Annotated in this window: 8 protein-coding genes; 3 read left to right on the top strand and 5 right to left on the bottom strand. The window is 36.4% G+C overall.

What is annotated here, in order from left to right; translation table 11 throughout:
• Positions 1-27: 27 nt before the first annotated feature.
• Positions 28-669: an O-methyltransferase gene (locus tag CCAND38_RS10625; protein ID WP_042345323.1), complete on the bottom strand. Its 642-nt coding sequence runs from the start codon at positions 667-669 to the stop codon at positions 28-30.
• Positions 670-793: 124 nt separating this feature from the next.
• Here CCAND38_RS10625 and CCAND38_RS10620 point away from each other — a divergent pair, with 124 nt between their 5' ends.
• Entirely contained in the window at positions 794-1,726 is a 933-nt protein-coding gene (locus CCAND38_RS10620) for a peptidylprolyl isomerase (RefSeq protein WP_042345321.1), read from the top strand.
• Between the two features lie 108 nt (positions 1,727-1,834).
• Here the strand turns inward: CCAND38_RS10620 and CCAND38_RS10615 are convergent, their stop codons facing one another.
• The 3 genes from CCAND38_RS10615 to CCAND38_RS10605 form a co-directional block, all read right to left on the bottom strand.
• On the bottom strand, positions 1,835-2,293 hold the full coding sequence (locus CCAND38_RS10615) for a DUF8439 domain-containing protein (protein WP_042345319.1): 459 nt from the start codon (positions 2,291-2,293) through the stop codon (positions 1,835-1,837).
• 137 nt (positions 2,294-2,430) lie between these two features.
• Positions 2,431-3,522 carry a DNA polymerase III subunit gamma/tau gene (gene dnaX, locus CCAND38_RS10610; protein WP_042008136.1) on the bottom strand — a complete coding sequence of 364 codons (1,092 nt, stop codon included), beginning with the start codon at positions 3,520-3,522 and terminating at the stop codon, positions 2,431-2,433.
• Positions 3,523-3,591: 69 nt separating this feature from the next.
• Positions 3,592-4,983, bottom strand: a complete 1,392-nt coding sequence (locus CCAND38_RS10605; RefSeq protein ID WP_042345317.1) for a type III PLP-dependent enzyme domain-containing protein — start codon at positions 4,981-4,983, stop codon at positions 3,592-3,594.
• A gap of 665 nt (positions 4,984-5,648) precedes the next feature.
• Here CCAND38_RS10605 and CCAND38_RS10600 point away from each other — a divergent pair.
• Together CCAND38_RS10600 and CCAND38_RS10595 are read left to right on the top strand one after the other, a co-directional pair.
• Complete coding sequence (locus tag CCAND38_RS10600; RefSeq protein ID WP_042008132.1) at positions 5,649-7,304, top strand: ribonucleoside-diphosphate reductase subunit alpha; 1,656 nt, start codon at positions 5,649-5,651, stop codon at positions 7,302-7,304.
• 133 nt (positions 7,305-7,437) lie between these two features.
• Positions 7,438-9,603 (top strand): M1 family metallopeptidase, encoded by a 2,166-nt coding sequence (locus CCAND38_RS10595; RefSeq protein ID WP_231550032.1) that lies wholly within the window; start codon positions 7,438-7,440, stop codon positions 9,601-9,603.
• 401 nt (positions 9,604-10,004) lie between these two features.
• On the opposite strand, the gene CCAND38_RS10590 is transcribed toward CCAND38_RS10595, so the two are convergent.
• Positions 10,005-11,891 (bottom strand): RagB/SusD family nutrient uptake outer membrane protein, encoded by a 1,887-nt coding sequence (locus tag CCAND38_RS10590; protein WP_042345315.1) that lies wholly within the window; start codon positions 11,889-11,891, stop codon positions 10,005-10,007.
• Positions 11,892-11,898: the final 7 nt, after the last annotated feature.

Genomic DNA, 11,898 nt, shown 5'->3' with positions numbered 1-11,898 from the left:
AGACTTTTCAGAATATGGAGTCTCTTTTTATATGACTCTTGAAACGGTCAAACCGTCACGAATTGGAAATAAAACGGTTTCTACACGTGGGTCTTCTTTGATTTTTTTGTTGTACTCAAGCAGAGCAAGAGTTTGTTTGTCGTTTGATTTAACATTTTGTACCACTTTTCCGCTCCAAAGTACATTGTCCGATAGAATAATCCCTCCCGAGTTCATCTTGTTGATAATCAAATCGAAATATATAGCATAATTTTGTTTGTCGGCATCAATAAAAACCAAATCAAACTTGGTTTCCAATGTAGGAATAATGTCTTTTGCTTTTCCTAAATGCTGAATGATTTGTTTGCCTTTACCACTTCGGTCAAAGAATTCTCGTTGTAGTTCTTGTAATTCTTCCTTAATATCAATGGTGTGTAAAACGCCATTTTTTTGCAGTCCTTCAGCCAAGCATAATGTAGCATATCCAGTGTAGGTACCTATTTCTAAAATTGCTGATGGACTAATAAGTTTTGATAATAAACTCAATACACGCCCTTGAAAATGACCGCTAATCATACGGGGTTGCAAAACTTGCAAATGGGTACGACGAGTCAGCTCCTGTAATAAAAGAGGTTCATTTTCTGTATGTTCAGAAGCATATTCTTCAATTTCTTTAGGTAAAAAGTGCATTTAATGATTTTTATATATTGTTGTATATCAGTAATATAAGAAGTAAAGATTATAAAAAAATAACATTCAGTTGGCGATTGTTCAAATCTTATTTATTTTTGCAAACATACTAAAAAAATAAGAAATGCAAAACGGAATTTACGCAAAATTTAAAACTACCAAAGGTGATATTTTGGTAAAATTGACGCATGACAAAACTCCTGGAACCGTTGGGAATTTTGTAGCATTGGCAGAGGGAAAACAAAAAAACAATAGTAAACCCTTAGGTACCCCTTATTACGATGGGTTAAAATTTCACAGAGTGATAGCCGATTTTATGATTCAAGGAGGTTGTCCTTTGGGTACAGGAACAGGAAATCCTGGATATCAATTTGATGATGAATTTCGCTCAGATTTGAAACATGACAAACCAGGAATCCTATCCATGGCAAATGCAGGGCCTGGCACTAATGGAAGCCAGTTTTTTATTACACACGTACCAACACCTTGGTTGGATGGAAAACATACTGTTTTTGGTGAAGTTGTTGAAGGTCAGGATGTTGTAGATGCTATATCTAAAGGAGATATTATCAATGCAATTGAAATCATTCGAGTAGGAGAGGAGGCTCAACAATGGGACGCCGTGCAGGTTTTTGAAACGTTCAATGCCGAAAAAGAAGAACGCATAGCAAAAGCTCGTGAAAAAGCAAAAAAAGAATTAGCTACTGAAACCGAAGGATTTGAAAAGACTGAAAGTGGATTGTTCTATAAGATTATTGAGAAAGGAACAGGAAAACAGGCTGAAGTAGGCGAAGAAGTAGCCGTACATTACACGGGGATGTTGCTCGATAAAACTGTTTTTGATTCATCATACCATAGAAAACAGCCATTGAAGTTTACTGTTGGAGTAGGACAGGTGATTGAAGGATGGGACGAAGGAATTCTATTGCTTCAAGAAGGAGATAAAGCTCGTTTGGTAATTCCATCTGATTTGGCATATGGAAGTCGTGGTGCAGGAGGAGTAATTCCACCAAATGCTCCGTTGATTTTTGATGTGGAATTGGTAAAAGTGTACTGATAATAAACTATTAGAAATGAAGTTAGTCCAATTTAGATAAGCATTATTTGGGCTAACTTCATTTTGTATATGTTTATTAATATTAAACACGGAATAAAATACTCTTATTTAAAAAACTAACTTCAAATCCAATGTCCTTTTGAAATCCTGTAATAGAGGGTTTAATTCCACCAAACGGGCAAATTTTTCGTCTGGAGTTACACGTATTTTATGTATAATTTCTTCATTTTCAATGATGTTTAATGAGATGTCATAATTACTAAGTGATTTGCGTAGAAAACCCAATAACTTAGCTTCTTCACGATGAACCTCATCACGAATCGTTTTGTTTGGAACTTGTAAATCAAGAACAGTTCCATGCAGAGTCGGTTCTCCCATTTCTAAAGTCGATGCTTGAATGCGTTCTCCTTGGGCTTTTAAGGTTTCAACGTATGCGTTAAAGCTATCAAAAAACTCTTTTTCAGTGAATTTTTCACGAGGTAAAGAGGCTTCGTCGATTTCTTCTTCCTTGAAATTTCGCAATACCTCTTGCTTGACTACAACACTTTTGATGGAGTAGTTCGACACTACCTCCTTCCTTGCTTCGGCACTGATGGAAGGAATCTGTTCCTGTACAGGAAGTGTTGTTGATTTATTAGTTATCTGCTTGGATACTACACTATTATCCTTTTCGGGAGTGTTTCCATTGAAAATATGAGCTGGGATTATGAAGCGTCCATCATTTTTTTTTTATCTCCTTCAAAGGTCAATGAAGCCAATTGCATTAGAGCAATCTCAACCAAAAGTCGCTGATTTTTACTAGTTCTATATTTTAAATCACAATCGTTGGCGATAGTAATGGCTTCCATCAGAAAAGGAACACTTGCCTGTTGTGTCTGTTGTGCGTATTTTCGTTTGGTTTCTTCTCCCATTTCCATTAGTGAAATCGTAGACATGTTTTTACATACCATTAAATCTCTGAAATGACTCGCAAGTCCTGAGATGAAATGATGTCCGTCAAAGCCTTGTGCTATGATATTGTTGAAAGTTACCAATAAATCAGGGAGTTTGTTCTTTAAAATAAGATCTGTTACGTTAAAGTATGTTTCATAGTCCAAAACGTTCAAAATCTCAGAAGTTGCCTGACGTGTTATTCTATCCCCCGAGAAACTTACTACTCGGTCAAAAATAGAAAGAGCATCACGCATGGCTCCATCCGCCTTTTGAGCGATTATTTGAAGAGCCTCATCTTCAGCCTCAATCCCTTGTTCTCCAGCTATATATTTTAAATATTCACGAGCGTCGTTTACTGTAATTCTTTTAAAATCAAATATTTGGCATCGAGAAAGAATTGTGGGAATGATTTTGTGTTTTTCCGTGGTTGCTAAGATGAAAATAGCGTGTTTTGGAGGCTCTTCTAAAGTTTTTAAAAACGCGTTAAAAGCAGCAGTCGAAAGCATATGCACCTCGTCGATGATATACACTTTATATTTTCCCACTTGTGGCGGGATACGCACTTGCTCTATCAGTTTACGGATGTCGTCCACGCTGTTGTTTGAAGCTGCGTCCAACTCAAAAATATTGAACGCAAAATCGTTATCATCTTGAGTACCGGAATATTGTTCATTAATTTTCTTTGCTAAAATTCTGGCACAAGTTGTCTTTCCCACTCCACGAGGCCCTGTGAATAGAAGTGCCTGTGCTAAGTGATTATTTTCAATAGCATTGGTCAACGTATCGGTAATGGCTTGTTGCCCCACCACATCGCGAAACGTTTGCGGACGATATTTTCTGGCTGATACTATAAAATTGTTCATGCGTAATATTTTTCATTTGGCTTTGCACCTCGTTCCCTTATCAAAGCCTTAAAATGTAGGTGTTTTTGCCTAATATCCTAATATTTTTAGCATATCTTCCGCTTTTTGTTGTTCCATAAACAGGCGGGAAGAGATTTTTCCTTCTTCGTCTTTGTCAATAAGTATGATTTTAGGTTGTGGAATCAGACAGTGTTGCAACCCACCTACACCTCCAATAGTGTCTTGATAAGCTCCTGTATTGAAAAATCCAATGTATAACGGTTTGTTTTTGTTATATTTAGGTAAATAAATAGCGTTCATGTTTTGTTCACTATTGTAGTAGTCATCACCATCGCAGGTCAATCCTCCCAATAGAACGCGTTCGTATTCGTCATTCCATCGATTGATAGGCAGTAGCACAAAACGTTTGTTAATAGCCCATGAATCAGGCAAGGTTGTGATAAATGAAGAGTTTATCATATTCCATTTTTCACGGTCGTTTTGTTGCTTTTGGTACATGATTTCATAAATTGCCCCTCCAGCTTCTCCCACTGTGAAACTTCCAAATTCGGTAAAAATGTTTGGTACAGGCACTTTTTCCTGGTCACAAGCAATTTTTATCTGACGAATGATTTCATCGACCATATATGCGTAGTCGTACTCAAAAGCTAATGAACTTTTGATAGGGAAACCGCCTCCAATGTTCAGGCTGTCTAACTCAGGAGCTACTTTCTTCAATTGAATATATACTTTCAAACATTTCAGAAGCTCGTTCCAATAGTAAGCATTATCCTTGATTCCTGTATTAATGAAAAAATGTAACATTTTTAATGTAACTTTTTCATTATCTTTTATCTCACGGTTGTAAAAAGGGACAATGTTTTTGTAGCCGATTCCCAAACGACTGGTGTAGAACTCAGAACGAGGATCTTCCTCTGAGGCAATACGAATGCCTATATTGTATTTTCCGTTGATTTTCTTATCGAAAAGATTGATTTCCTCGTAGTTGTCTATGATTGGTATACACCTGTCAAATCCACGATTTACTAAGTCAGCGATGCCATCAATGTATCCATTGCGTTTGAACCCATTGCAAATGATATGGTTTTCTTTTGTGATTCGTCCTTCCTGAATCAAGTTGTTGATGATGTCTATATCAAAAGCCGAAGAAGTTTCCATGTGGATATCGTTCTTCAAAGCTTCGACCATAACATGCTTGAAATGAGAACTTTTTGTGCAATAGCAATAGTTGTAATTTCCTTTATATTTATGTTTTTTTATCGCTTTTTGAAACCACGATTTGGCTCGTTGGATATTTTCTGAAATTCGAGGCAAATACATAAATTTTAACGGGGCTCCGTATGTACGAACCAGCTCCATTAAGTCAATATCGTGAAAACGAAGTTCGTCTCCTTCTAATCTGAATTCTTCTTGTGGAAAATAGTAAGTTTGGTCTATTAAGTCGATGTATTTATTTTTCATTTATATTGATTTTTTATATTAGGTTAATTTTTTTTTTGATTAAATAACTATTTTTTTCGGTGTGTTAAAATCAAAAAAGGGATAAAATCAGTATAGAAAATTAAATACGCAAAGGCAATAACCTTTTTCTTCGAGGTTGTTCTTGTGATTTCTCAACAAACCTCAATCGGAAAAATATCAAAATGTCTTTTCCTTTGAAAATAGAATCTAAAATATTTTTTCTTTCAATGCGAAGAATATTCATTATTTGTAAAAGGTGCTTTCTTAATTATCAATTACTTACCTATAAAAACGCATACAACATGCACACACGTTGCAAAGTTATATATTTTATTCGAATAAACATATATTTTTTTGAAATTAATATCAACAAATTGTTCATAAAAATAGAACACAAAAATATTTTAACTTTAAATAAGGGACAAAAAATCTTAACCTATTGATATGGCAACAGTTGCTTTTCGTTGTTAAAATCCTGTTGAAAACATATTCGTTTTTCATTATTATATTTGAAAATTATGCCTTTATTTTGCATTCGAGAAATAGATATACCATGACTCCGTATATATTTTTCTTTTATTTTATCTACTTGAAAATTAACTATTTAACTTAATAATAAATAATCATTCCCTAAGTAAAATTAAGGAAAAAACTAAACAATCATTATGAACGAAGAACAAAACATTTGGTGGCTCAATGAAGAATCCGAGCAGATTTTAAACAGAGGGTATTTGTTAAAAGGAGAAACCGTTGAAGGAGCAATTGATCGCATCACTCATGCAGCGGCTCGTAGGCTTTACAAACCTGAATTACAACCTGCCTTTAAAGAGATGATTACCAAAGGATGGATTAGTTTTTCATCACCCATTTGGGCAAATATGGGAACTGAACGTGGTTTGCCAATTTCGTGTTTCAATGTACATGTACCTGATAGTATTGAGGGGATTACGCACAAATTAGGTGAGGTAATCATGCAGACTAAAATCGGAGGTGGAACATCGGGCTATTTCGGGGAGTTGCGTCATCGTGGTTCTGCTGTTACCGACAATGGAAAATCAAGTGGCGCGGTGAGTTTCATGAAGCTTTTTGATTCGGCTATGGATGTGGTTTCGCAAGGAGGCGTTCGCCGTGGAGCTTTCGCTGCTTATTTAGATATTGACCACCCTGATGCAGAGGAGTTTTTGCAAATTAAAGATGTTAATTTTCCGATTCAGAATCTGTTTTTTGGTATTTGTGTACCAGATTATTGGATGCAAGAAATGATTGATGGCGACCTTGAGAAACGCAAATTATGGGCAAGAGTATTGGAATCACGTCAACAGAAAGGACTCCCATACATTTTCTTTACAGACAATGTGAATAGAAATCGTCCTCAGGTCTACAAAGATCATAATATGCTCATCCGATCAAGTAATTTATGTAGTGAAATTATGTTGCCATCCAGCTTTGATGAATCGTTCATTTGCTGTTTGTCATCAATGAATTTGGAATTATTTGACGAATGGAAAGATACTAAAGCTGTGAAATTAGCTATTTTCTTCTTAGATGCTGTTTTGTCGGAATTCATTGAAAAAACAGAAGGAAATTACTACTTACAGGCAGCGAGAAATTTTGCCATCCGCCACCGAGCGCTGGGATTAGGTGTATTAGGGTATCATTCTTATTTACAGAAAAATATGATTCCGTTTGAAAGTTTTGAAGCAACACAATTTAATGCTCGTGCTTTCAAACATATTAAGGAAGAGGCGGATAAAGCTACCAGAGAATTGGCACATATCTATGGTGAGCCTGAGCTTTTGAAAGGCTATGGGCGTAGAAATACTACCACTATGGCAATCGCTCCTACTACATCAAGTTCTGCCATTTTAGGACAAGTTTCGCCGGGGATTGAGCCTTATTCAAGTAATTACTACAAAGTAGGATTGGCAAAAGGAAATTTTATGCGTAAAAATAAATACCTAACTGCCTTGCTTGATGAAAAGGGATTGAATAATGAAGATATTTGGAGAAGTATTCGCTTAAATCACGGTTCGGTTCAGCATTTGCAAGAACTAACCCAGCATGAGAAAAATGTATTTAAAACTTTCAAGGAAATATCTCCAATGGAAATCATTACCCAAGCAGCTCAGCGTCAGGCTTATATTGACCAAACACAAAGTTTGAACTTGAACATTCCTGCTATTATGCCAATCAAAGATGTGAATAAGGTGCTGATTGAGGCATGGAAACTGGGTGTGAAAACATTGTACTACCAACGAAGTCAATCGGTTGCTAAGGAGATGATGATGAATTTTGTGAATTGCAGTAGTTGTGAGGCATAATACGAATAATGAAAATATAAATGGGATACTAACAATGAATAAACTTACTTTTTTTCTGTTTTTTTGTTCCATAGTGATGTTTTCACAAGAGAAATCTGTGGAAGATATATCCTCAAAAAAAATAGATCGAGGGATGATAAATCCTTTTAGGAGAATGTATCAGGAGTTTGCTACTCCAAATCAGTATAGAACGGCTTCTGGGGCTCCAGGAGTGGCCTATTATCAACAACAGGCTGATTACGTGATGAAAATAGAAATAGATGATCAAACACAAAAATTGTATGGTGAACAGACTATTACTTATCATAACAATTCTCCGGAGACATTAGATTATTTGTGGTTACAGTTGGATCAAAACAAGCGTTTACCAGAAGCTCCAACCAAAAAACGAAATAGCAAATTTATGGATGTGGCTTATGAACCTCAACGATTTGCTGAAACTTTTATGGCAGTACCTTTTGAGGGAGGTTACCATATTGAATGGGTCAAGGATGCTACTGGTAAAGAGTTGGCGTACACCATCAATGAAACGATGATGCGAGTGGATTTAAAACAACCTTTGGCATCGGGAACTAAAGTTTCTTTTTCAGTGAAATGGTGGTATCAGATCAATAATTATCAAAAAAATGGAGGAAGAGCTGGTTATGAATATTTTCCAAAAGATGATAATTGCTTATATGTAATCGCCCAGTTTTTTCCACGTATGGCGGTCTATAACGATGTGGAAGGTTGGCAAAATGAACAGTTTTGGGGCAATGCCGAATTCGCCTTGAATTTTGGAAATTATGATGTTTCCATTACAGTTCCTGCAGATCATATTGTCGAGGCCACAGGTGAATTGCAAAACCGGAAAGAGGTATTCTCCCCTAAGATGTTAGAGCGATATGCCTTGGCTGAAAGATCATTTGAGAAACCTGTCGTAATTGTGACCCAAGCCGAAGCTGAGGCTAAAGAAAACAAAAAAGAAACTGCAAAAAAGACATGGCGTTTCAAAGCATCAAACGTGCGTGATTTTGCGTTTTCAAGTTCTCGTAAATTTATTTACGATGCTATGGCAGTAAAAATAGGTAATAAGAAGGTAATGGCTTTATCACTTTATCCGAAGGAAGCAAATCCCTTATGGGAACAGTATTCAACTAAGGTGGTAGCTCATACGCTCAAAACATACTCAAAATTTACGTTTGACTATCCGTATCCGAAAGCAGTGTCTATTAGTGCTGAAGATCAAGGAATGGAATATCCAATGATTTGTTGGAACTATGGTCGTCCAAATTCAGAAGGATCCACCTCAATGGATACTAAATTTGGAATGATAAGTGTAATCACTCATGAGGTGGGACATAACTTTTTTCCCATGGTTGTAAATTCAGACGAGCGTCAATGGGGGTGGATGGATGAAGGAATGAATACCTATTTGCAATACTTTGCTGAACAGTCCTACGGGGAGCAATATCCTGAGGACATTGCTCCTTATAAAAGGTATCCAAGCAAACGTGGATTTGCCAAACAGATTGTGAAATATATGTCAGGTGACCCAACTTACTTGGAGCCAGTAATGTCTAATCCAGAGGAAGTTACTAGATTAGGAGAGAATGCGTATGGCAAACCAGCTGCAGGATTTGCTCTTTTGCGAGAAGTAATTATGGGACCTGAATTGTTTGATTTTGCTTTTAAAACATATGCTAATCGTTGGAAATTCAAACACCCTACACCCGAAGATTTTTTTAGAACTATGAGTGATGCTTCAGGTGTTGAATTAGACTGGTTTTGGAGAACATGGTTTTACTCTACTGAGTATGTCGATTTGGGTATTAAATCTGTAAAACTGTACCAAGTATCGGATACGCCAAACGACAAATTGAAGGCAATGTTAAAAGAGCGAAACATGAAAATTACGGACTTACAGCCTTTAGTGCATGTTGTTTCCAAAGGAGATGCTGCTTATAAAAAAGAGAATTTCGACAAACATCCATATGAATTATCAATTCCCTTAGGAGATTATGTTGCCGATAATCGGTCGTTGGAGCAACAGTCAACGGCTCCGCAACCTACATATTTTTACGAAGTAACGTTCGAAAAAAAAGGAGGTGTTCCAATGCCTATTTTATTGCAGGTTAATTATGCTGATGGTGCTTCGGAAATGATGAAATTTCCAGTACAAGTGTGGCGATTGAATAATAGGGAGTTCACGTACATCATAACATCTAATGAACGTATAACTTCATTTATGATTGATCCTGAAGAACTTACAGCAGATATTAATACTCTAAATAACCATCATACTACCGAAGAACTATAAAATAAGGATTACACTGATTTTCAACATACTAAAAGAAGCTGTCCGAAGAGGGTAGCTTCTTTGTTTTTTTCATAGAAAAGGCATAAACTACATTTTACCAAGAAAAATCTATTTTTCACTTTGAAGTAACATTTTTCAGATTGTTTTTGGAAACAATATAGATTTTTCCCTGTTTTAGGCTACATTTCTAATTTTTTCGTGTAATTTTCTGAAATTATACTTGGCAATATTTTAAATTGTATCTTTGCCATCGGTTGTTTTTTTCACAGCCTAAAATTACAAAATTTTAAGGAAAAACACCAAATAAAAAACTGTCCGAAAAGTCTCGGACAGCTTCTTCTCTTTAATACATTTTTTCATATCAGAGTTTCTTCTAAAAGAACTAACTCCTCGATAAAAAATTATTTTTCATAACCTGGATTATTAGGTTTTAATGCAGGGTTAAGCAATATTTCATTCGATGGTACCTCATATAAGTAATATTTATCTAACCAGCCTTTCCCGTCCTTTACAGGGTCATTATACAAATAACGATAACCTTCTGTAGCAGCGGGATTTGCGTGTCCAGAATTCAAATCTACTATGGCAGTGGGACCTTCTTTACCAACAAGAGTAGATTTTTTAATCCACATTCCATAAGCCTGTTTATTAACGAACCAGTCTGCCTTTTTCCAACGACGTACATCATCAAACCCAAATCCTTCACCCATAAGTTCAATGATACGTTCTCTACGGATTTCCCAAAGCACAGGATCAACCGTTTTATCTCTTTGTGGGTCAAATGAATCATCAACATTAGCTACAATCATTCTACCCACAGAAGCTCTGTCACGCAACCTATTTATGGAGCGGTCTGCTACATCTTGATTGAAAGCACCTAATTCAAATTTTGCTTCAGCATAATTGAGCAGTACTTCTTCAATTTTAAAAATGGGTTTATCAGAAGTATTTAGGGCACCATTGTTAAAGCTTTTTTCCCAGCCACTATAATTTTTCCATACGTAATAACCTGAACGACAAGAAACAAACCCTTTAGCCCCAACTCCTCCAACAAAATTAGGAATAGTGGGCACTAAGGATGCACTCCAGTTTTGTGCAGGTAGGCGTTTCATGCCTTCACCTGGATTGCTTTTTGTAATATTCGGTTTCATAATATCAATATATTCCCTATCCGCAGGATTGTTGGTATATGTCCAACCAGAACCACCCTCTTCCCCAGCTTTTGGGCTTCTTGCCAAGACTTTATAAGGAGGTATTACGGTATGGTATAATCTAGGATCTCTATTTCTGAAAGTTTCATAAGGAGTTTTATCTCCAGCATAGAGCGTATTGGCAGCATTATGAATAGGTAATCCGTCTTTGGTTAAATACATATCCACAGTATGTTGTGGCATTTCTATGAAATGCGAAGAGGTATGTTCTAAATAACTATCGTTATGACGGAAATAAGAGTGATCAAAATATTCCTTTCGCAAAATCACTCCAGGAACTCCTTCTAGTGAAGGGCTTGTCCAAAGTTCACCATAACCTGCAGCAACCTGTCCATCAGTACCTGTGTATAATGCAGGATATGATTTCATCAAAACTTCAGAAACGCGAACACATTCTTCAAGATATTTTTCATAATCTCCTAAATTGTGGTATTTGCGCCAAGTAGCCTCACGTAGAGCAAAGCGAGAGAGTACCACTCGAACCACATCTTGAGATATGGTATTCTTTCCCGACTTGGCACCTCCTATGTGTTGTTCTGCCCATTTTAATCGCTCCAAAATCTTGTCTGTAACTTCTTTCCTAGGAGTTCGTGGACCGAATGCTTCAGGAGAATCTTCATTCAATACTGTTTCTACCCAAGGTACATCTCCAAATCGGTTTACTAGTTCCATATACTTGTAAGAATGGAAAAAATACCCCACAGCTCTCCAATAATTCTTCTCATCTTGAGTCATCTCAGATTTGTCAATATTAGCAAGAAGCATATTGGCACGACGAATGTGACCGAAATCCCAACCATTTCCAGAAACGGCATCACCAATGGTTTGCCAAGCATACGGATTTTGAGCACTTACTCCTTTGTGTGTAAGGTATCCTGCATAGCGGTCTGCGTGATAATTATTCCCTCCAGGAAATAATCCATAAAGCGGATAAGCAAATGCTTTAAAATTATCAAAATTTTTGAAAGCATTAGCCTCTGTAGGTTTATCAAGTGGGTGTTTTTCAAGAAAATCATCATTACATCCTACTGAAAATAAAGACCCTACGATTATTATAGTTTTAAGTAGATTTTTCATTTTTGTA

The sequence above is a fragment of the Capnocytophaga canis genome (assembly GCF_000827555.1).
GTDB lineage: Bacteria > Bacteroidota > Bacteroidia > Flavobacteriales > Flavobacteriaceae > Capnocytophaga > Capnocytophaga canis.
Note: the sequence above shows the minus strand (reverse complement) of the source record. Positions and strands in the feature narration are given on the sequence as shown.

Bases quoted from the DNA above. Each gene is read 5' to 3' on its own strand.
- dnaX (WP_042008136.1), bottom strand. From the start codon at position 3,522: ATGAACAATTTTATAGTATCAGCCAGAAAATATCGTCCGCAAACGTTT.
- CCAND38_RS10595 (WP_231550032.1), top strand. From the start codon at position 7,438: ATGATAAATCCTTTTAGGAGAATGTATCAGGAGTTTGCTACTCCAAAT.
- CCAND38_RS10620 (WP_042345321.1), top strand. From the start codon at position 794: ATGCAAAACGGAATTTACGCAAAATTTAAAACTACCAAAGGTGATATT.
- CCAND38_RS10605 (WP_042345317.1), bottom strand. From the start codon at position 4,983: ATGAAAAATAAATACATCGACTTAATAGACCAAACTTACTATTTTCCA.
- CCAND38_RS10600 (WP_042008132.1), top strand. From the start codon at position 5,649: ATGAACGAAGAACAAAACATTTGGTGGCTCAATGAAGAATCCGAGCAG.
- CCAND38_RS10590 (WP_042345315.1), bottom strand. From the start codon at position 11,891: ATGAAAAATCTACTTAAAACTATAATAATCGTAGGGTCTTTATTTTCA.
- CCAND38_RS10625 (WP_042345323.1), bottom strand. From the start codon at position 669: ATGCACTTTTTACCTAAAGAAATTGAAGAATATGCTTCTGAACATACA.